The 19,313-nt window shown below is 70.8% G+C and carries 18 protein-coding genes; 8 read left to right on the top strand and 10 right to left on the bottom strand.

The window, feature by feature from the left end; genetic code table 11:
* The first annotated feature begins 36 nt into the window (after positions 1 to 36).
* The 5 genes from dapE to FOF48_RS17265 all read left to right on the top strand — a co-directional run bounded on the left by dapE (position 37) and on the right by FOF48_RS17265 (position 7,054).
* The gene (gene dapE, locus FOF48_RS17285; RefSeq protein WP_143903039.1) at positions 37 to 1,125 is read left to right on the top strand and encodes a succinyl-diaminopimelate desuccinylase; all 1,089 of its coding nucleotides are present in this window, start codon (positions 37 to 39) and stop codon (positions 1,123 to 1,125) included.
* A 166-nt stretch (positions 1,126 to 1,291) separates the two neighbouring features.
* Positions 1,292 to 1,684, top strand: a complete 393-nt coding sequence (locus tag FOF48_RS17280; RefSeq protein ID WP_143903037.1) for a cell envelope biogenesis protein TolA — start codon at positions 1,292 to 1,294, stop codon at positions 1,682 to 1,684.
* 220 nt (positions 1,685 to 1,904) lie between these two features.
* Positions 1,905 to 4,169, top strand: coding sequence for a family 2 encapsulin nanocompartment cargo protein terpene cyclase (locus FOF48_RS17275; protein WP_143903035.1), 2,265 nt, complete (start codon positions 1,905 to 1,907; stop codon positions 4,167 to 4,169).
* Between the two features lie 53 nt (positions 4,170 to 4,222).
* Entirely contained in the window at positions 4,223 to 5,620 is a 1,398-nt protein-coding gene (locus tag FOF48_RS17270; protein ID WP_143903033.1) for a family 2B encapsulin nanocompartment shell protein, read from the top strand.
* A gap of 33 nt (positions 5,621 to 5,653) precedes the next feature.
* On the top strand, positions 5,654 to 7,054 hold the full coding sequence (locus tag FOF48_RS17265; protein WP_143903031.1) for a family 2B encapsulin nanocompartment shell protein: 1,401 nt from the start codon (positions 5,654 to 5,656) through the stop codon (positions 7,052 to 7,054).
* A gap of 73 nt (positions 7,055 to 7,127) precedes the next feature.
* Here FOF48_RS17265 and FOF48_RS17260 read toward each other — a convergent pair whose 3' ends face one another.
* From FOF48_RS17260 to FOF48_RS17235, 6 genes are all read right to left on the bottom strand, one after another.
* The gene (locus tag FOF48_RS17260) at positions 7,128 to 8,669 is read right to left on the bottom strand and encodes a hypothetical protein (RefSeq protein WP_186001951.1); all 1,542 of its coding nucleotides are present in this window, start codon (positions 8,667 to 8,669) and stop codon (positions 7,128 to 7,130) included.
* Between the two features lie 191 nt (positions 8,670 to 8,860).
* A complete protein-coding gene (locus tag FOF48_RS17255) occupies positions 8,861 to 10,117 on the bottom strand; it encodes a hypothetical protein (protein WP_143903028.1) in 1,257 nt (418 codons plus the stop codon).
* On the bottom strand, positions 10,114 to 10,425 hold the full coding sequence (locus FOF48_RS17250; RefSeq protein WP_143903026.1) for a 4a-hydroxytetrahydrobiopterin dehydratase: 312 nt from the start codon (positions 10,423 to 10,425) through the stop codon (positions 10,114 to 10,116). The genes FOF48_RS17255 and FOF48_RS17250 overlap by 4 nt, the downstream gene beginning before the upstream one ends.
* 74 nt (positions 10,426 to 10,499) lie before the next feature.
* The gene (gene glpK, locus FOF48_RS17245) at positions 10,500 to 11,984 is read right to left on the bottom strand and encodes a glycerol kinase GlpK (RefSeq protein WP_143903024.1); all 1,485 of its coding nucleotides are present in this window, start codon (positions 11,982 to 11,984) and stop codon (positions 10,500 to 10,502) included.
* Between the two features lie 210 nt (positions 11,985 to 12,194).
* Positions 12,195 to 12,422 (bottom strand): hypothetical protein, encoded by a 228-nt coding sequence (locus FOF48_RS17240; RefSeq protein WP_143903022.1) that lies wholly within the window; start codon positions 12,420 to 12,422, stop codon positions 12,195 to 12,197.
* A gap of 196 nt (positions 12,423 to 12,618) precedes the next feature.
* Positions 12,619 to 13,938: a leucine-rich repeat domain-containing protein gene (locus FOF48_RS17235; RefSeq protein WP_143903020.1), complete on the bottom strand. Its 1,320-nt coding sequence runs from the start codon at positions 13,936 to 13,938 to the stop codon at positions 12,619 to 12,621.
* A gap of 242 nt (positions 13,939 to 14,180) precedes the next feature.
* Between FOF48_RS17235 and FOF48_RS17230 the strand changes: the two genes are divergently transcribed.
* A complete protein-coding gene (locus FOF48_RS17230; RefSeq protein ID WP_143903019.1) occupies positions 14,181 to 14,597 on the top strand; it encodes a nuclear transport factor 2 family protein in 417 nt (138 codons plus the stop codon).
* 6 nt (positions 14,598 to 14,603) lie between these two features.
* On the opposite strand, the gene FOF48_RS17225 is transcribed toward FOF48_RS17230, so the two are convergent.
* Both FOF48_RS17225 and FOF48_RS17220 read right to left on the bottom strand, forming a co-directional pair.
* Positions 14,604 to 15,587 carry an SDR family NAD(P)-dependent oxidoreductase gene (locus FOF48_RS17225; protein WP_143903017.1) on the bottom strand — a complete coding sequence of 328 codons (984 nt, stop codon included), beginning with the start codon at positions 15,585 to 15,587 and terminating at the stop codon, positions 14,604 to 14,606.
* 65 nt (positions 15,588 to 15,652) lie between these two features.
* Positions 15,653 to 16,270: a TetR/AcrR family transcriptional regulator gene (locus FOF48_RS17220; protein WP_143903015.1), complete on the bottom strand. Its 618-nt coding sequence runs from the start codon at positions 16,268 to 16,270 to the stop codon at positions 15,653 to 15,655.
* 76 nt (positions 16,271 to 16,346) lie between these two features.
* On the opposite strand from FOF48_RS17220, the gene FOF48_RS17215 reads away from it, so the two are divergent.
* Positions 16,347 to 17,240, top strand: coding sequence for an NmrA/HSCARG family protein (locus FOF48_RS17215; protein ID WP_143903013.1), 894 nt, complete (start codon positions 16,347 to 16,349; stop codon positions 17,238 to 17,240).
* On the opposite strand, the gene FOF48_RS17210 is transcribed toward FOF48_RS17215, so the two are convergent.
* Positions 17,176 to 17,583: a helix-turn-helix domain-containing protein gene (locus tag FOF48_RS17210; protein ID WP_143903011.1), complete on the bottom strand. Its 408-nt coding sequence runs from the start codon at positions 17,581 to 17,583 to the stop codon at positions 17,176 to 17,178. The genes FOF48_RS17215 and FOF48_RS17210 overlap by 65 nt on opposite strands.
* A gap of 111 nt (positions 17,584 to 17,694) precedes the next feature.
* On the opposite strand from FOF48_RS17210, the gene FOF48_RS17205 reads away from it, so the two are divergent.
* Positions 17,695 to 18,111: a Dabb family protein gene (locus FOF48_RS17205; protein ID WP_143903009.1), complete on the top strand. Its 417-nt coding sequence runs from the start codon at positions 17,695 to 17,697 to the stop codon at positions 18,109 to 18,111.
* Position 18,112: 1 nt separating this feature from the next.
* Here the strand turns inward: FOF48_RS17205 and FOF48_RS17200 are convergent, their stop codons facing one another.
* Positions 18,113 to 19,312: a lipocalin-like domain-containing protein gene (locus tag FOF48_RS17200; protein WP_143903008.1), complete on the bottom strand. Its 1,200-nt coding sequence runs from the start codon at positions 19,310 to 19,312 to the stop codon at positions 18,113 to 18,115.
* Position 19,313 lies beyond the last annotated feature (1 nt).

Below are 19,313 nucleotides of genomic sequence, written 5' to 3'. Positions count from 1 at the left end.
GTGCCGGGCGCGGGCGGGGAGTATGGTGTTTCGCGCATGGCCTCCACCGACCTCGCCACCCGCCTCGCCCAGACGACGCTCGAGCTGTGCCGCATCGAGAGCCCCATTGGTCATGAGGGCCCCATCGCGGACCACGTGGAGGGCTGGGCCCTCCGTCACTTCCGCCGCGAGGAGGTCTTCCGCGTCGGGCACACGCTGCTCTTGGGCTCGCTGGAGGACCCCCGCCCCACGGTCGCGCTCATCGGCCACCTGGACACGGTGCCCATGCACCCCGGGGACGTGGGCCGCGCGCCCCGCATCGAGGGCGAGCGCGTGCACGGCCTGGGCGCCTCCGACATGAAGGGCGGCGTCGCGGTGATGATGGCGCTGGCGGAGGACCTGAAGCGCGAAGCGCTGCCCGTCAACGTCGCCTTCCTCCTGTACGAGCGCGAGGAGGGGGCCTACGCGGAGAGCGGCCTCATCCCGCTGTACGCGAAGCGGCCGGACCTGTCGCACGTGAAGTTCGGCATCGCGATGGAGCCCACGGACGGCGTGGTGCAGGTGGGCTGCGTCGGCAGCATGCAGGTGGCGGTGCGCTTCACCGGGCGCAGCGCGCACTCGGCGCGGCCGTGGCAGGGGGAGAACGCCATCCACAAGGCGGGCCCGCTGCTCACGGAGCTGCTGGGGCGCCAGCGCGTGGAGGTGAACGTCGCGGGCTTCCCCTTCTACGAAGTGATGAGCGCCACGCTGGCCAAGGGCGGCCGGGCGCGCAACGTGGTGCCGGAAGCGTTCGAGCTCAACCTCAACTACCGCTTCGCCCCGGGCAAGAGCGTGGCCCAGGCGAAGGAGGACGTGCTGGCGCTGGTGGCGGGCCGCGCGGAGGTGGAGTTCACGGACGCGTCGCCCAGCGGGCCCGTGGCCGCGGGCAACCCGCTGTTCCAGCGGCTGATGTCGCTCACCGGCCTGCCGGCCGCGTCGAAGCAGGCGTGGACGGACGTGGCGCGCTTCGGCGAGTGGGGCGTGGACGCGGTGAACTTCGGGCCCGGTGAGACGGCGCAGGCGCACCAGCTCCACGAGAGCGCGCCCATTCCTCCGCTCGCGGTGGCGTACGAGAAGCTGGCCGCGTTCCTGAGGGGCGCGGCGTAGCGCGGGGCGCGTCCGGACCCGGCGCTCCGGGGCCGGATTGTCGGCCCCGCGCGGCGCCACCGCGCGCGCATTCGTCAGGTGGAGTGCATCTGCGAGCCGGGGGCATGCAGGGTCTTCACGCGGTTGCGCATAGCCTTGCGGGAGTCGTCATCCCTGGAGGTTGTTGATGCACGCCGAGTCGAACATGCAGGACCCGAACCTGACCCCGTCGTCCCACACGATGCTGCCGGTCGGTGAGGCGACGCCCGCCACGCCGTCGCGCCGCCGCGCGTCCGGTGCGCGCAAGGGCGCTCGCAAGGCTTCGTCCCGCCGCACGGGCACCGCGAAGCGCGCGACCGCGAAGCGCACCGCGAAGAAGGCCGCGGGCAAGCGCACCGCGAAGAAGGCCGCGGGCAAGCGCGGCACGGCGAAGCGGGGGACGGCGAAGCGCGCCACCGCCAAGCGCGGCGCCCGCAAGTCGCCCGTCCGTCGCGCCGCCTCGGGCCGCACCGCGCGCAAGTCTCCCGCGCGCAAGTCGTCCACCCGGAAGAGCCCGTCGCGCCGCTCGACGCGCCGTTAGGCCCGCCCCTGGCGGAGTAAAGCGGGGATGCGGCCGTCCCGGAGCGGGATGCGTGGCTCCCCGCACCGCCGTGCGCTCGCCAGGGCGTGGGGTAATTGATCACCCAGTCCGGCGATTTCTAGTTTCCGAGACTACACGAATCTGTCTGTGTAACCAGTTATTCGTGGAGCTGGTCACTGGACGACAGTACAAACGTGCCTCAGTTCAACGAGGGGCACGCATGTCGAAGGCGCGACAGAAGCAACCGTTCCAGCTGCCGGATTTCTACGTTCCCTGGCCCGCGCGCCTGAACCCGAACGTCGAGGCGGCCCGCGTCCACACGAAGGCGTGGTCATACCAGATGGGCATCCTGGGCCCGCCGCGGGACGGGACGGAGCGGGAGGTCTGGTCCGAGCGCCGCTTCGACGGCATGGATTACGCGCTGCTCTGCGCGTACACGCACCCGGAGGCGCCGGGGCCGGAGCTGGACCTCATCACGGACTGGTACGTCTGGGTCTTCTATTTCGACGACCACTTCCTGGAGGTCTTCAAGTACTCGCGCGACGTGAAGGGCGGCCAGGCGTACCTGGACCGGCTGCCTTTGTTCATGCCGCTGGACCTGAGCCAGACGCCGCCGGAGCCCGTCAACCCGGTGGAGCGCGCGCTGTGGGACCTGTGGCAGCGCACCGTGCCCTCCATGTCCATGGACTGGCGCCGCCGCTTCTTCGAGAACACCAAGCACCTGCTCGATGAGTCGATGTGGGAGATCGAGAACATCAGCGAAGCGCGCATCTCCAATCCCATCGAATACATCGAGATGCGCCGCAAGGTGGGTGGCGCGCCCTGGTCGTCGGACCTGGTGGAGCACGCCGTCGCCGCGGAGATCCCGGCCCGCGTCGTCAAGAGCCGGCCCATGCGCGTCTTCAAGGACACGTTCTCGGACGCGGTGCACCTGAGAAACGACCTCTTCTCCTACGAGCGCGAGATCCTGGAGGAGGGCGAGCTGTCCAACGGCGTGCTGGTGGTGGAGAAGTTCCTCGACTGTGAGACCCAGCGCGCGGCGGACCTGGTCAACGACCTGCTGACGTCGCGGCTCCAGCAGTTCGAGAACACCGCCGCCACGGAGCTGCCCTGGCTGTTCGCCGAGTACGGGCTGAACCCGGTGGAGCAGGCGCAGGTGCTCACGTACCTGCGCGGCCTCCAGGACTGGCAGTCCGGTGGCCACGAATGGCACATGCGCTCCAACCGCTACATGAACCAGCACGCGGAGCGCCGCCCGGAGCTGTCCATCCCCGTGCCCGCCGGCCTGGGCACCTCCGCCCTGCGGCTGCCCCTGACGTCCGGCGCGCTGGGCCTGGGGCCGCGCTCCAAGTCCTTCAGCCACGTGCCCCGCCAGCACGTGGGGCCGGTGAAGCTGCCGAAGTTCTACATGCCGTACAGCACCTACCTGAGCCCCCACCTGGAGCGCGCGCGCCGGAACTCCAAGGACTGGGCGCGCCGGATGGGCATGCTGGAAGAGCTGCCCGGCGTGGGGCTCTCCATCTGGGACGACCACAAGTTCGACGTCGCGGACGTGGCCCTCTGCGGCGCGCTCATCCACCCGGACGCGACCCCGGAGCAGCTGGACCTGACCGCGTGCTGGCTGGTGTGGGGCACCTACGCGGATGACTACTTCCCCGCGCTCTACGCCCACACCCGCGACATGCCGGGCGCGAAGCTGTTCAACGCCCGCCTCACGCAGTTCATGCCGGACGACGTGGAGGTCGCCAACGCCGCGGTGCCCACCAACCCGGTGGAGGTGGGGCTCGCGGACCTGTGGAAGCGCACGGCCGGTCCCCTGACGCCCCGCGGGCGCATGCTGTTCCGCAAGGCCATCCAGGACATGACGGAGAGCTGGGTCTGGGAGCTGAACAACCAGATCCTCAACCGCGTGCCGGACCCGGTGGACTACGTGGAGATGCGCCGCAAGACGTTCGGCTCGGACCTCACCATGAGCCTGTCGCGGCTGTCCAAGGGCGACGCCGTCCCGGAGGACGTCTTCAACACCCGCACCCTGCGCGGGCTGGAGAACTCCGCCGCGGACTACGCCTGCTTCGTCAACGACATCTTCTCCTACCAGAAGGAGATCGAGTTCGAGGGCGAGCTGAACAACTGCGTGCTGGTGGTGCAGAAGTTCCTGGACCTGGACAAGGACGCGGCCGTCCTCGTGGTCAATGCGCTGATGACGGCGCGGATGAAGCAGTTCGAGCACCTGGTGGCCAAGGAACTGCCGGTGGTCATCCGCTCCTTCGACCTGGACGCGAACGCGCAGGAGAAGCTGCACAAGTACGTGGAGCAGCTGCAGCAGTGGATGGCGGGCATCCCCCAGTGGCACGCGGCGGTGGACCGCTACAAGGAGTTCGAGTTGATCGACGCGGCGACGCCCAAGTTGAAGACCGGAAACCTCTCCGGGCTGGGCATGGCCGCGACGCGGGTCGCCGCGCTGTTCGGCAGCGGCAGGTCCTGAGTTCGACGGCAGTGAGCAGGCTTTGCTTTCCTCAAACCAGACAAGGGTGAACCATGTCCAATGACACGAAGAAGCACGACGACAACAACCTGAGCCTTGGGACCCAGGCGGCACGCCAGCTGGCGACGACGACCAAGTCCGAGCCCCAGATGCAGGGCATCTCCTCGCGGTGGCTGCTCAAGCTGCTGCCGTGGGTGCAGGTGTCCGGCGGTACGTACCGCGTCAACCGCCGCATGACCTATTCGGTGGGCGACGGCCGCGTCACCTTCACCAGCACCGGCGCCAAGGTGCAGGTCATCCCGCAGGAGCTGGGCGAGCTGCCCCTGCTGCGCGGCTACGAGGACGTGGACGCGCTGACCGCGCTGGCCAACCGCTTCGAGCAGAAGGAGTACAAGGCCGGTGAGGTCATCACCGAGGCCGGCAAGGAGGCGGACTCCATCGTCCTCATCGCCCACGGCAAGGTGAACCGCATTGGCAAGGGCAAGTACGGCGAGCCCGTGGTGCTGGAGACGCTGGCGGACGGCGACCACTACAGCTACCAGGCGCTGCTGGAGTCGCAGGACTACTGGCAGTTCACGGCCAAGGCCGTGACGCCCGTCATCGCGCTCGTCCTCCAGCAGTCCGCCTTCGAGGCGGTGGTGGCGCAGGTGCCGTCGCTCCAGAAGCACATCGACAACTTCAAGGCCCGCACCAAGAAGAAGCAGGACACCTCCGGCCAGAAGGCCATCGAGCTGGCCGCCGGCCACCACGGCGAGCCCGTGCTGCCCGGCACCTTCGTGGACTACGAGACGCGCCCGCGCGAGTACGAGCTGGCCGTCGCGCAGACGGTCCTCCAGATTCACACGCGCGTCGCGGACCTCTTCAACGACCCCATGAACCAGACCCAGCAGCAGCTGCGTCTGACCGTGGAGGCGCTGAAGGAGCGCAAGGAGCACGAGCTCATCAACAACCGCGAGTTCGGCCTGCTGCACAACGCGGACCTCAAGCAGCGCATCCACACCCGCTCCGGCCCGCCGACGCCGGACGACATGGACGAGCTCCTGGCCACGGTGTGGAAGGAGCCGTCGTTCTTCCTGGCCCACCCGCGCGCCATCGCCGCGTTCGGCCAGGAGTGCAACAAGCGCGGCATCTACCCCACCAGCGTGGAGATGAACGGGAACATGATTCCCGCGTGGCGCGGCATCCCCATCGTGTCCTGCAACAAGATCCCCGTCTCCGAGTCGCGCACCAGCTCCATCATGCTGATGCGCGCGGGTGAGAAGAACCAGGGCGTCGTCGGCCTGCACCAGGCGGGCATCCCGGATGAGATCGAGCCCAGCCTCAACGTCCGGTTCATGGGCATCAACGAGAAGGCCATCATGAACTACCTGGTCACCGCGTACTTCTCCGCGGCGGTGCTCACGCCGGACGCGCTGGGCATCCTGGAGAGCGTGGAGATCGGCCGCTCGTAGTCCCGGACCCGCACGCAATCGGAAGGTTCTTTCATGGCGAACTCAGAGAAGAACGTCGCGGCGCACGAAAGCCAGAGCCTCAGCACGGCCGGGGCGCGTCAGCTGGCGACGACGACCAAGACGCAGCCGCAGATGCAGGGCATCTCGCCCCGCTGGCTGCTGCGCGTGCTGCCCTGGGTGCAGGTGTCGGGTGGCACGTTCCGCGTCAACCGCCGGCTGACCTACACCGTGGGTGACGACCGCCTGAACTTCAGCAACATCGGCGTCAAGGTGGAGATCATCCCGGAGGAGCTGCTCAAGCTGCCGCTGATGCGGGGCTTCGAGGACGTGGATGGGCTGCTCATCCGCACGCTGGCCAGCCGCTTCACCCAGCGTCAGTACAAGCCGGGGGAGAACATCGTGGAGGCGGGCCAGTCCGCCGAGCACGTGTTCCTCCTGGCGCACGGCAAGGCGCAGAAGCTGGGCGCGGGCAAGTACGGCGACCCCGTCGTGCTGGACACGCTGGCGGACGGCGACCACTTCGGCGACCAGGCGGTGGTGGAGTCGAACGACGTCTGGCCCTTCACCGTGAAGGCGCTCACCGCCTGCACGGTGATGGCGTTGCCGCAGGAGGTGTTCGAGTCCCTCATCAGCCAGTCGCCGGTGCTGGCGGCGCACGTGGAGCGCTTCAAGGCGAAGCTGAAGCGGCCCCAGGACAAGGCGGGGCAGGCCTCCATCGCGCTGGCCGCCGGCCACCACGGCGAGCCCGTGCTGCCCGGCACCTTCGTGGACTACGAGCTGAAGCCGCGCGAGTACGAGCTGAGCGTGGCGCAGACCATCCTGCGCGTGCACACCCGCGTGTCGGACATCTTCAACGACCCGATGAACCAGACCCAGGAGCAGCTGCGTCTGACCCTCGAGGCGCTGAAGGAGCGCAAGGAGCACGAGCTCATCAACAACCCGGAGTTCGGCCTGCTGCACAACGCGGACCTCAAGCAGCGCATCAACACGCGCTCCGGTCCGCCGACGCCGGACGACCTGGACGAGCTGCTGTCGCGCCGCCGCAAGACGCGCTTCATGCTGGCCCACCCGCGCGCCATCGCGGCGTTCGGCCGGGAGTGCAACAAGCGCGGCCTCTACCCGACGGTGGTGGACGTGGAGGGCCAGAAGATGCAGGCATGGCGCGGGGTGCCCCTGCTGCCCTGCGACAAGCTGCCCATCACCCGGGAGAACACCAGCGCCATCCTGGCGATGCGCATCGGTCCGGACGACCAGGGCGTCATCGGCCTGCACAACGCCGGCATTCCCGATGAGGTGGAGCCCAGCCTCACCGTGAAGCGCATGGACATCAACGGCCAGGCCATGGCCCAGTACCTGGTGAGCACCTACTACTCCGCCGCCGTGCTCGTCCCCGACGCGCTGGGCGTGCTGGAGAACGTGGCGCTCGGCGGCTGAGCCTTCCGCGCCGTGAAGACGCTGACGGGCCCGGTGCCGCGCGCGCCGGGCCCGTCTTTCTTCCAGCGCGGGGTCAGTCCTTCACGCGCAAGAGGAAGATGTCCGCGCGCTGGGGCGTGAGCTTGTCCACGCCGAAGTCGGTGACGCGGTCGGAATCGCCATACAGCACCGCGTCTCCGTCTGGCAGCAGCGCCACCGCGGGCACGGCCTCCAGCCCGTACAGCTCACCCCGGGCCTCCGGTGGGGCGGCCAGGAAGAGGCGCGAGGCGAGCGGCTGTCCGGTGGGGTCGAAGCGCTGGGTGAAGAGCTGCGCGGACCCCAGGCCGTCCTGTCCGGTGGTGCCGTTCTCCAGCCAGGAGTACGTGTAGCCCACCGCCAGCACCTCGCCGGAGTCCTGGAGGGCCACGCCCTGCACGGACGCGTCCACGCCCAGCTCGTGCGCCCAGCGCTCGGTGCCGTCCGCGGCCGCCACCGCGACGAAGGCGCTGGGCGTCGCCGCGCCCTTCAGCGACGCGCCCGCCCAGGCGAAGCCGCCCTGGAAGTCGCCGCCCAGCACCACGTCGCCCGCGGCGTCGCGGCTCACGTCCCGCACGCGGCCCTTCACGCTGGGCCGGACCTTCACCCAGTCGAGCTCGCCGGTGGCCCGGTACTGCGCCACGAACGGGCTGCCCTCGCTGGAGCCCTGCACGGCGTTGGTGCCGAAGCGCACCGTGCCCAGGAAGCGCCCCGCCACCACCACGCCGCCGTCCGCGCCTGTCGCCAGGGACAGGGGCTCCACGGCCGCGCCGTCGGACTCCGCGCTGCCCACGGCGATGGCGAGCACCGGCGTGCCGTCCGCCGCGAACACCGCCACCCCGCCGGGGGCGCCCTTCACCTCGCCGCCCAGGTCCACCGTGCCCGGCGCGGTATAGGCCACGTACAGTCGGCCCTGCGCGTCCGCGGCCACGTCCGTGACCGTCAGCTCGCCGGGGACGCGGTTCGCCCAGAGCGTGACGCCGTCCGCGGACAGCTTCGCGACGAAGGCGCCATCGCCGAGCTTGCCCGTGCCCAGGTCCGTCGTGCCCTGGAGGTTCCCGGCCACCAGCAGCGCGCCGGTCCCGTCCGCCGCCACGCGGGCGTGGACGTCGGCGCGAAGGTCCACGGGCGTGGGGTCCACGCGCACGTCGTACGCATGGGTCCACAGCGTCTGCCCCGCGCCCGAGCGCCGCGTCAGTACCAGCTGCACGCCGTCATCCGTGGGGACGCGGGCGCCCAGGTCGTCGTAGCCGTACGCCGCCGCGGTGAAGAGGTCGCCGGTGGGGTCCACCGCCAGGTCCAGCGCCAGGTCGTCCTGCGCGGTGCCCTCCTTCGCCAGCCACAGCGTCACGCCCGACGCGGGCGGCAGCTGCTCCGGCTGCGTGGTCGGAGGCGGCGTCTGGTTGGAGCCCGTGCCCGGCGGTGGCGCGTCGCCGGGCACCGAGGGCTGCTCCTTGGGAGGACACCCCGCCTTCGAGTCCTCGCAGTTGTTGGGGTCGGGCGGCGGCGCCCCGCGCCCGCACCCCCACGCTCCGCCGAACGCGAAACCCAGCACCGTCGCACCCAAGACAGTCTGGCGCCACCCCCGCCCCAGATACATGGAATCCCCTCCGTGTACGGCAGGGTTCTCACGCCATCCCACACCCGCAAATACAGTCCAGGAGGCTGCTCGGCCGCCCGCTGCTCAACACACCGCGCGTCACGTGCGTGGGGGACGCGGCGCCGTGGACGGGCGCCGCGACCGCCCAGGAAGGCCGTCGCGTTTACCCACCCAGCGCTCAAAGCCAGACACTACCGCCAGAAGCCGATGGAGACGCCCCAGTTGGAGTAGCGGCTCGCCAGGTCGAACGACGCGGTGATGGCCCAGTCCTCCCAGTAGCGCAGCACGAACAGCTCGAAGCCGCCGGTGACGTGCGGCCGGGGGTTGCGGCCCGGGAAGGGGGACGGCTCCAGCCAGGTGCCCGCGCGCAGGCGCAGCAGGCCCGGGAAGGTGTCCCATTCGGTGCCCAGGCGCGGCTGGAAGGTGGCCTTGTCGCCCACGCGCTGCGGCTCCGCCGAGGAGGCGAACGAGCGCGACGGCACCGCGTTGCTCACGCTGGAGATGAGGTCCACCTGCGCGGTGATGAGCCACCGGCCAGCCAGCGCGTCCCGCGGCTCCTCCTCCGGCACCGGCAGCGCGTCCCCCTCCACCTGGAGCTGCCGCCGCGCGGCCGGGGACAGCCGGTTGTAGCGGTGCGCGCCCTCGCCCAGCCGCCAGCTGGCGCCCAGGGAGAGGACCGCGGGGGACACCACGGCCGCGTAGATGCGGCGGCCCGCGATGAAGGGGCTCTGGCCGTCGTCGCGCCGCCAGCCGGCCACCACCTCCGGCCGCACCGCCACGCCAATGCGGTAGGGGCGCCCGTGCGGACGGAACAGCATGTCCACCGCCACGCCGGTGTCGCCGTAGCGCCAGGACTCGTCGCCCAGCTCGCTGAAGCTCGCCTGCGCGGAGAAGATGCCCAGCGACAGGATGAAGTCATCCTGGCCAAAGGCCACGGAGCCCGCGAGCACGGACTGGGTGAGGGACACGCGCAGCTTGCCGCCCTCGCCCCGGCAGGCGGTGGTGATGCAGTAGCCCGTGCGGCTGTTGCGCCACAGGAAGCCGATGCCGAAGCGCTTGTATTGCAGCATCAGCGCGCCCAGCAGCTGCCGGCTGTCCACGGATTCATCGGCCTGGCCGTCGTTGTCCACGTCCCGCCGCTGGGTGCCGGTGAAGGGCAGGTCCAGCCAGGACAGGGTGACGCCCAGGTCCCAGTCGCGGTCCAGGGAGGCGCTGCGCTGCGCCAGGGCGGAGAGGTTGCTGGGGAAGCCCGCGGCGCCCTCCGCGATGCCCACGTACGCGCCGCCCAGGCCCACCACGCGCGCCGACCCCAGGAGCGCGCCGGAGTTGAAGTACAGCCGCTCCGGGCGGGGCTCCGTGGGGGTGTCGTCCTGGGCGGAGGCCGGGAGCGCGGCGAGGAGCGCCGCGCACGCCAGGGCCGCCGCCGTCCCGCGCAAGCCGTGAATCACCGACCGCCGGCCCCTTCGCTGAAGAGGCGGTCCGCCTCCGCGGCCAGGCCGGTGTCGCGGGAGGTGAGGCCGCCCGCGTCGTGGGTCACCAGCGCCAGCGTCACCTTGCGCCACCGGATGTCGATGTCCGGGTGGTGGTCCGCGGCCTCCGCGGCCTTCGCCACGCGGTCCACGAAGGCGATGCCCTCCAGGAAGGAGGGCGCTTCGTAGGTCCGGCGGATCATCCCGCCCTCGTGCTTCCAGGCGGGGTGGTTGGAGAGGAAGGTCTGGAGCGCATCCGGGGTCAGCAACGTGCGGTCGTAGGCCATGACGGCCGTTCTACCCGCTCCTCCGCCCGATGGAAGCCCCGGCGCGTCAGGGTGCCCGGCTTGGGGGGCTCACCTCATGCCTTCGAAACCGCCTGCTTCCATTTTTCCAGGTGGCGCGCGCGCACCTCGGGCTTCATCTTCGGCTTGAAGGTGCGGTCCGCCTTCCACGCGCGGCGGATGGCGTCCGGGCTGGTCCACACGCCCGCGCCCAGGCCGCCCAGGAAGGCCGCGCCCAGGGACGTGGTCTCCAGGTTGCGCGGGCGCACCACCGGCACGCCCAGCAGGTCCGCCTGATACTGCATGAGCAGGTTGTTGGCCGCCGCGCCGCCGTCCGCCTTGAAGGTGGGGATGTCCCGCCCGCTGTCGCGGCGCATGGCGTCCGCCAGGTCGTGGATTTGAAGGGCCACGCCCTCCAGCGTCGCGCGCGCCAGGTGCGCCACGGTGGTGGACCGGTCGATGCCGGCGAACAGGCCCCGCGCCTCCGGGCGCCAGTGGGGCGCGCCCAGGCCCGCGAGCGCCGGGACGAAGACGACGTCGCCGGAGTCCTTCACGCTGGCGGCCAGCGCCTCCACGTCCGGGGCCTTCTTGATGACCTTGAGCCCGTCGCGCAGCCACTGCACGGCGGCGCCCGCGATGAAGGAGCTGCCCTCCAGCGCGTAGTGCGTGGTGTTGCCCAGCTTCCACGCCACGGTGGTGAGCAGGCCCGCGGTGGAGCGCACCGGCTGGGTGCCGGTGTTCATCAGCAGGAAGGCGCCGGTGCCGTAGGTGCACTTGGATTCGCCCGTCTTGAAGCACGCCTGCCCGAAGAGGGCCGCCTGCTGGTCGCCGGCCATGCCCGCCACCAGGATGCCGTCCGGCAGGCTCTTCATGCCGCGCGTCGTGCCGTACACCTCCGCGTTGCCGCGGATCTCCGGGAGGCACGCGCGGGGCACCTCCAGCAGCGAGCACAGCTCGTCGTCCCACGCGAGCGTGCGCAGGTCCATCAGCAGGGTGCGGCTGGCATTGGACACGTCGGTGACGTGGGCGGCGCCGCCGGTGAGCTTGTAGACGAGCCACGAGTCCATGGTGCCGAAGCACACGTCGCCGCGCTCGGCGCGCCTCCGGGCGCCCTTCAGGTGGCTGAAGAGCCAGGTGAGCTTGGTGCCGGAGAAGTAGGGGTCCAGCACGAGGCCCGTGACTTCGCGCACGCGCGGTTCGACCCCCTGGGCCTTGAGCCGCTGACAGATGTCGGCCGTCCGGCGGTCCTGCCAGACGATGGCGCGGCCCAGGGGCTCGCCCGTGTCGCGGGCCCACAGGCCGGTCGTCTCGCGCTGGTTGGTGATGCCCACCACGGCGATGTCTCGGCCGGTGAGGCCCGCGTGCTTGAGCGCGCGGGCGATGCACCACTCGCTGCTGGCCCAGATGTCGTTCAGGTCGTGCTCCACCCACGACGGCTTGGGGAAGTGCTGGGGCAGCTCCTTGTAGGAGCGCCCCACCACCTGCAACCGGGTATCGAGGATGGAGACGTGCGTGCCAGTGGTGCCCTGGTCCAGCGCCAGGACGTATTTCGCCTTCGCCATGCGTGCGAATCCTCTTTCGTCGGCCGGTGGCCGGACACGGAGGAGGACCCTACCCCAAGCGGGGCCGCGCGCAGGGGGGCCGCGTGCGGGATGTCAGGCACCAGGAGATGTCCGTGGAACGCTCCCGTGCCTGTGAGGGACCGATGCGGGCCGCGCCTTGCCGGGGGAAGTCCACGGTACTTCCCAGCGCCTCCCGTCACGGTGGCCCGCTCAATACCCCGCGGCGTGGGAGCGGCTGTTGAGGAAGCGGCGCAGGCCGTAGGCGCCCAGCCCCGCGAGGATGAGCCGCCCGAGCGCGCTGCCCGGGCCCGCGGACCGGCGCCCCCGGTATCCGTAGCCGATGGGATGACGGCCGTACGCGCTGCGTCCCCGGTTCCAACCCCTTCCCCTGAAGACGCTCCGACGGGGGCCGCCCAGCAGGTTCGATAGCAATGGCATGGTGTCACTCCGTGATGAGGGCGTGTGCGCTTTCTAAACTGGGCCTCACGCGGCGCGGCGACACCCCACGTCCAGGAGGGCGCGCCCGAACCGCTGTCTCACCGGAAGGAGGGCGGGCGGCCAGGCGCAATCACAGACATCCTCGCGGACGCCGTTGCCCGGGCGCGGCGGCCGGGGCAACGGCCGCCGCGCCCACTCAGTAGCCCACGCGCAGACAGCCCGGTGGCAGCGCGGCCTCCAGGCGCTTCACCTCCGCCGGGGGGACGCGGTCGAGTCCCAGCTTGAACTGCTTGAGTCCGGCGAGCCGGGAGAGGTTCCCAGGCAGGGCGGTCAGGTTCCCCTGGAAGAACCCGGCGTGGGTCAGCCCGGGCATCCGCGCCATGCCGGCCACCAGCGCTTCAAGGCGCGCGGGTGGCGTCTGGAAGAAGCGCCACCACCAGAGCTTCTTGAGTCGCGGCAGCCGGAGCAGCACCTGGGGAAAGTCCTCCAGCGCCATCGCGTCGAGGTACAGCTCCTCCAGCGTCTCCAGCTCGCTGAACGCGTCCGGGAGCCGCGTGAGCTTGTCGCAATACCGCAGGCTCAGCGACTGGAGCGCGGGGAGGCGGCAGAGCTCCACGGGGAGGGTCGTCAGCGGGAGGGACTCCAGGGAGAGGACCCGCAGCGCCTTCAGCTCGCCAATGCGAGGGGAGAGCGCCTCGATGTCGTTGCTGTCGAGCGTGAGCTCCTCCAGCCAGGTGAGCGAGAAGAGCGCCTCGGGGAGGGTCTTCAGTTGTTTCAGCGGGAGCCCGAGCCGAGGGATTTGCTCGCCACGCGCCGCCTTGGCCTTCACGGCGGCGATGGCCTTGTCCGCCGGGCTGATCCGCGTGTCCTCCAGCACGGGCTCCCCCGCGCGCAGCTTCGCCAGGAGCCCTTGCGGGTCGAGCGTCGATTCGAGGACGCCATCCTCGTCTTCTTCCACCGCGCGCCAGGTGCCGGGAAGGAGCGCGTCGTGCGGAGCGAGCCGCTGGCGAGGGGCGCCCGCGGTGGTGAGGTTGGTGCCCACGAGCACCTCCACGTCGAGCGCTCCCTGGACCAGGAGGTGGTGGCCCCCCTCGGCGAGGGTGTTCGCCGTCAGCCCCCCCGCGACGCAGAAGAGGTCGTCATTCAGCGAGGCGCCGAAGAGGAGTCCGTGGATCCGCGCGTCGCCCGCGACGAACAGGGTGGAGAACGTCGCGATGTTCTCCGCCTCCAGGTCTCCCAGCACCACCAGGAGGGTGTGGTCGGCCGCGTGTCCGTCCTCGAGCAGGCCGTTGATCCGGACGTTGCCGGAGACGACGAGCGGCCTGGGCCCGATGACCAGCGAGTCCGCCTCCAGGTCTCCTTCGTGGAAGAGGACGCCGTTCTCCGCGGTGCCTTGCCACCCCGGGGCCAGTCGCGCCGACCAGCCAGGGCCCGCCGCCGCCTCCACGCGGGGCCACAGCTCCTTCGCGGACACCTCTCGTCCCCACACCTCCGCCGCGTCCTTTTTCTCCACCATGTCGCTGGAACTCCCCCTCTTCGCATGGAGGCCGTGTGCTCGCATGGCTCCAGGTCCTGGCGCGGCTGGGAGTGTATTCGACGGGAGCGCGGCCGGGGGTTCAGCAGGGCACGGACGGTTTGGGGAGGGCGCAGCCCGCGGAGGCGTCGGTGATAGGTAGGGCGGACCCCATCACGCGCGGGGGGCCGTCATCCCCTCGGGACGGACCCCCGCGTTCTTCGCGGGACGACAGGGAGCGGTGCATGGCGTCGGTGGACACGGACAGGCAGCAGTTGATGGCGTTGCTGGAGCAGTACCGCGCGGGCTTCGAGGCCCTGGACGTCGCCCGGCTCCAGGCGCTCTGGGATCGCGAGTACCCGCACCTCGTCTACGTCCCGCAGGAGCGAGCGAAGCCGGTGCAGGGCTGGGTGGGCATCGCGAAGTACTACGACGGCCTCCGGGACCATCTGGCGAAGGGCGCGCGCATGTCCCTGGCGGACGTGTGGCTCGACGTGATGGGGGAGACGGCCTTCGCCTTCCTCACCTATCACTACGAGGGGGCGCGGGTGGACATCGAGGGCCCGTACGCGAACGACGGGCGCGTGAGCTTCGTCTTCCACCGCAAGGCCGGGACGTGGAAGGCGATCCACTACCACGAGTCCGCTCCCGGCCCGGTGTGAGCGGGCCTACGCCCGGGGGACGAGCCCCTGGTCGCGCAGGAAGGCCAGCGTGCGCGCCACGCCGTCCGTGAGCGGGGTGGGGCGGAAGCCCAGCTCGCGCTGTGCCTTGGAGGCGTTCACGTGGGCCTCCCAGCGCATGAACGAGAGCTGGCCCGGAGCGACGAGCGGCGTGAAGGGGAACACGCGCGCGAGCGGCGCGGACACGCGGGCCAGGGCCTCCATCAGGAAGACGGGCGCCACGGCGGGCGGCTTGCCGGCCCCCGCGGCCTGATGGATGGCGAGGGCGAGGTCCGCGTTGCTCACGTACTGGTCGGAGACGAGGTAGCGCTCGCCGTTGACGCCGCGTCCAGCGGCGGCGAGGTGCGCGTCGGTGACGCCGTCCACGTAGACCACGGACATGCCGCCCGGCGGGAGCAGCGGGGCCTTCTTGTTGAGCAGCTGGATGAAGAAGGAGTTGAGGCCCACGTGCACGGGGCTGGGACCGTAGACGGCGGACGGGTTGACGTAGACGACGTCCAGGCCCTGCTGGCGGATGGCCTCCACGGCGCGCTCGGCATCCTGCTTGGAGCGCTCATAGGCGGTGGGCTTGTGCTGGTGGTCGATGTTGGCTTCGGTGAGCTCCCCGCCCCGGGGCGCGCCAAAGACATCCATGGTGGAGGTGTAGACCACGCGGCGCACCTTCGCGGCGTGCGCGGCGGACAGGACGTTCACGCTGCCCTGGCGGTTCACGCGGTCGAAGATGCTGTCATCGCGCTGCCACTGCTCCGGCATGCCCGCGGCGTGGAAGACGAGCTCCACGTCCTGCATCGCGGCGGGCAGCGTGCCCGGGGAGGTGATGTCCCCGGGGATGAGCCGCACGGAGGCGGGGAGCAGCTTCGCGGCCCGGGCCGGGTCCCGCACGAGCGCGCTTACGGAGTCCCCCTGCTTCGCGAGCCGCTGGGCGATGGCGTTGCCGATGAGGCCGGTGGCCCCGGTGACGAGGACGTTCATGGGCCCGGCAATCTAGCCGGGTCGCCGGGTTTCCTGGAGGGGACCGGTTTCGTGGACCCGACCGGTCAACGTTTCCGCGCGCCATGCGTGACGGCCGCCTCGCGCGCGGGGCGGAGCCCATCGATGAACATGCCGGTGAGGCGTGGAATGCGCTTGGGCCCGGACGCGTCCTGCGCGGCGGAGAGGGAGATCGCCATCGCCATGCACACCACGTCATCCAGGGAGATGTCGCCGCGAACCTCTCCCGCGCGCTGCGCGGCCTCCAGCAGGCGCTGTCCTTCCTCCGTCGTCGCGTGACACCCCACGGTGCCGCTCCGCAGCACGATGCCCAGCGACGCCGCGAGCCCCTGGTAGATGCCCGCGTAGTGCACCAGCTCCTCCAGGAAGAGGCGCAGGGCTTCGAGCGCCGACACGGAAGCCGACCGCTCGCGGCTCTCCTGCGCGAGCTTCAGGAACCGCTCGTCACAGGTCGCGCCGAGCAGCGCCTCGCGCGTCGGGAAGTGGCGGTAGAGCGTCCCGATGCCGACGCCCGCCTCCTTCGCCACGTCATTGAGCGACGCGTCCGCGCCGCGCTCGGAGAACACGGCGTCGGCCGCCACGAGCAGCCTGTCGCGATTGCGCCGCGCATCCGCGCGCATGGCGCCGCCGGTCGCGTCGTCCGTCGATGTCTTCGGGAGCTTCATTGCCACTTGATAAGCGGAGCATAGCTCCGTATTTAAACGGAGCAACCATCCGCTTATCCGAAGAAAGGCAGATGTGATGGCGACCCAAGACAAGTGCGTGTTGGTACTCGGTGCGACGGGACAGCAGGGGGGCGCGACGGCGAGGGCGCTGCGGGGGGACGGCTGGCGCGTCCGCGCGCTGGTGCGCGACCCTTCGAGCGCGAAGGCCCGGGCGCTGGAGGCGGGGGGCGTGGAGCTGGTGCGGGGGGACATGGGCGAGCGCGTGTCGCTCGAACGCGCGCTGGAGGGCGCGTACGGCGTCTTCAGCGTCCAGCCGAGCTCGGGGCAGCCGCAGTATGGGGTGACGGACGAGGACGAGTTCCGCTTCGGCGCGGGCGTCGTGGACGCGGCGAAGGCCGCCGGGGTCGAGCACTTCGTCTACACGTCGATGGCGGGACTGCGCCCTGGCACGGGGGTGGGCCACTTCGAGAGCAAGTGGCGGATCGAGGAGTACGTCCGGGCAAGCGGCCTCCGCGCGACCATCGTGCGGCCGGGGGCCTTCATGGAGCTGCTGCTGGAGCCGCACATGGGGCTGGCGGAGCGCGCCTTGAGGTTCTTCCTCCAGCCGGAGGGCCGGATGCAGTTCATCGCGAGCAACGACATCGGCGTGCTCGTCGCGCGCGTGTTCGCGGATCCGCACGCGCACGTGGGCACCACCCTGGAGCTGGCGGGCGACGAGCTCACCGGGAATCAGCTCGCGGAGAAGATCGGGCGGGCGACCCACACGTCGATCTCCTACGCGCGGTTTCCCCCGGAGTTCCTGGCGCGGAGCGCGCTCTTGCGCCGGCTCGTCGAGGTCGTCGACGAAGGGATGCTGGTCGGGGACGCGGACATCCCGGCGCTGAGGCGGCTGTCGCCGGGCCTCCTCACGTTCGACGCGTGGCTCGAGCGAGGGGGCGCGGCGGAGATCCAGGCGCGCTTCGCGGTCTAGCTGCTTGCATGCGCTGGAGCTTCATCCCCACCTGGACGATGGTTTCAATGACCGGGATGAGCTCCCGGCCCAGCGCGGTCAGCGCGTATTCGACCGAGGGCGGTGAGCTCGCGACGACCTGCCGCGTGAGCACGCCGTTCTTCTCGAGCGCACGCAGCTTCGCGCTGAGCACCTTCGCGGAGATGCGCGGAATGTCGGAGCGCAGCTCACTGAAGCGGCGCGGCTCTCCGCTGAGGCGCCAGACGAGGTTCGCGGTCCAGGCGCCGCCGAGGAGCTTCATGCACTCGGTGAGGGGGCAGAGGGGCGGAAGCGGCGGCGTCTTGTTCTTGCGGCGGCGGAGCATGGCGCGTCATCCGGAGCGGTAACCCAAGGGAAACCACATTGTGGTGGTTACCTGAAGTTACCTCCTGCCCTGGCGCATGCGCACCGCTATCTTCGAGCGAGAGGTGAAGCCATGTTCATCAATCTGCTGCGTTTCCGTTTCAAGGACGGGGTGTCGGAAGCCGAGAAGGCGCGGGCCCTGGAGGCCATCTCCCGCACCGCGAAGTCAGAGGCGGTCTCCTTCTCGGTCGTCGGACGGGACCTGGGGGAGCCCTCCGAAGGGTTCACGCATGCCTACTGCGTCGGCATCGCGGACCTGAGGGCCTTGCGGAGGTACTTCGACGATCCCCTGCACCGCGCGGGCGATCTCCTGTTCCTGCCACTCGTGGAGAGGCTCCGGCGCATCGCCATGACGGATGACGCGGACCCCGCGCTGGGCGAGAAGATTCAAGCCATGCACGCCGCGAAGATGGCAAGCGACCCCGAATGGGCGGCGCTGCTCACCGCCATTCCCGACCTCCACAACGTGGGTTCGACGGCCCCGCGCTGAGTCACGGCGCGCGGCTGCGGACCGTCTCGGCGCTCCGGGGGGCGTCCGCGTACCCGGTCATCTCCAGATAGCCGCGCCCCTGCACGGGCTGTCCCTCGCGCGTCCCCTGGATGGACACCGCGCCCTCCCAGTAGCGCACCATCACCCGCAGCTCCTGGTCCGCGAGCTTCGGCGTCACGGTGAGGTCCAATGACAAGCGGGGCACCTGGACGCGCCAGCGCGCCGGGTACTCGCCCCCGCGAGGACTCTTCCACTGGCCCAAGGGCTCCAGCTTCATGTCGCCCTGGGGCAGGTGCACGGCGTCACCGGTCGCGGGGACATACGTGCCCGCGCTGAACGGGTCCGCGGTGCCGTCCTTCCTGCGGAGCTGGTAGACCATCAGCTCGCTGCCGTCGGCGAGCTGGAGCGCGAACCAGTCCCAGCCCACGAGGTCCGGCCCCAGCGCGCTGGTGCTCCACTCGCGGTCCATCCAGCTCTGGCCCCTCACCTGCACCGTCTTGCCCTCCACCGACACCGTGCCTCGCGAGGGCATCCGGGGCAGGGAGTAGTAGTAGGACGCGTTGCCCCGCTCCGGACCCTTCTGGCTCAGGCCCTGGTCACCCTGGAGCACCGGCGGCTTGCCCTCGTCCAACAGCAGGTCCAGCGCCACGCCGTCGCCCTGGGCGCGCAGGTGCATGGGCCACGTGCTGGCCGTGCCCTCGGCGCGCACGTCCCAGTCCTGGAGCCAGACATGGAAGGGCACCCCCTGCGCGCCCGCCAATCCCAGGGCCCCGCGGCTGAAGCGCTCGCTGACGTGGAAGCGTCCGGCGCTGACGTCCGTCAGCGTGAAGTGCCCCATGAACACCTGCCGCGTCGCCCAGCCGGACTCCCGCTGGGGCTCCTCCGGCGCGAGCGCGCTGCGGAACAGCGTGAACTGGTAGCCGAAGGCCCGCCCGTCCTCCGTCTCCAGGTTGCCCGTCCAGTACCACCACTCGGTGCGGAAGTCGGGGTGGGGGCCGTGGTCCTCGGGGAAGTGGAAGGCCCGGGGCTCCACCGCGTGCGCATAGCCCGCCGTGTCGCCCGGGCCCCCCATCGCGGACGCGACCGTCAGGCCCCCGGTGTTCGCCGGACCTGAGTCCTCCGTGTCCCGCAGCACCACGCCCACCGCGACACCCAGCGCGGCGAGCACCAGCACCACCCCGATGACGAGTCCCCGCCCCATG

Origin of the sequence: Corallococcus sp. Z5C101001 (genome assembly GCF_007352635.1) — a bacterium.
Taxonomy (GTDB): Bacteria; Myxococcota; Myxococcia; order Myxococcales; family Myxococcaceae; genus Corallococcus; species Corallococcus silvisoli.
Note: the sequence above shows the minus strand (reverse complement) of the source record. Positions and strands in the feature narration are given on the sequence as shown.

Coding starts and splice junctions, on each gene's coding strand:
- FOF48_RS17250 (WP_143903026.1), bottom strand. CDS start 10,425: ATGGCCTACGACCGCACGTTGCTGACCCCGGATGCGCTCCAGACCTTC.
- FOF48_RS17220 (WP_143903015.1), bottom strand. CDS start 16,270: ATGAAGCTCCCGAAGACATCGACGGACGACGCGACCGGCGGCGCCATG.
- FOF48_RS17210 (WP_143903011.1), bottom strand. CDS start 17,583: ATGCTCCGCCGCCGCAAGAACAAGACGCCGCCGCTTCCGCCCCTCTGC.
- FOF48_RS17215 (WP_143903013.1), top strand. CDS start 16,347: ATGGCGACCCAAGACAAGTGCGTGTTGGTACTCGGTGCGACGGGACAG.
- FOF48_RS17260 (WP_186001951.1), bottom strand. CDS start 8,669: ATGTATCTGGGGCGGGGGTGGCGCCAGACTGTCTTGGGTGCGACGGTG.
- FOF48_RS17265 (WP_143903031.1), top strand. CDS start 5,654: ATGGCGAACTCAGAGAAGAACGTCGCGGCGCACGAAAGCCAGAGCCTC.
- dapE (WP_143903039.1), top strand. CDS start 37: ATGGCCTCCACCGACCTCGCCACCCGCCTCGCCCAGACGACGCTCGAG.
- FOF48_RS17230 (WP_143903019.1), top strand. CDS start 14,181: ATGGCGTCGGTGGACACGGACAGGCAGCAGTTGATGGCGTTGCTGGAG.
- FOF48_RS17240 (WP_143903022.1), bottom strand. CDS start 12,422: ATGCCATTGCTATCGAACCTGCTGGGCGGCCCCCGTCGGAGCGTCTTC.
- FOF48_RS17275 (WP_143903035.1), top strand. CDS start 1,905: ATGTCGAAGGCGCGACAGAAGCAACCGTTCCAGCTGCCGGATTTCTAC.
- FOF48_RS17235 (WP_143903020.1), bottom strand. CDS start 13,938: ATGGTGGAGAAAAAGGACGCGGCGGAGGTGTGGGGACGAGAGGTGTCC.
- FOF48_RS17205 (WP_143903009.1), top strand. CDS start 17,695: ATGTTCATCAATCTGCTGCGTTTCCGTTTCAAGGACGGGGTGTCGGAA.
- FOF48_RS17225 (WP_143903017.1), bottom strand. CDS start 15,587: ATGAACGTCCTCGTCACCGGGGCCACCGGCCTCATCGGCAACGCCATC.
- FOF48_RS17280 (WP_143903037.1), top strand. CDS start 1,292: ATGCACGCCGAGTCGAACATGCAGGACCCGAACCTGACCCCGTCGTCC.
- FOF48_RS17270 (WP_143903033.1), top strand. CDS start 4,223: ATGTCCAATGACACGAAGAAGCACGACGACAACAACCTGAGCCTTGGG.
- glpK (WP_143903024.1), bottom strand. CDS start 11,984: ATGGCGAAGGCGAAATACGTCCTGGCGCTGGACCAGGGCACCACTGGC.
- FOF48_RS17200 (WP_143903008.1), bottom strand. CDS start 19,312: ATGGGGCGGGGACTCGTCATCGGGGTGGTGCTGGTGCTCGCCGCGCTG.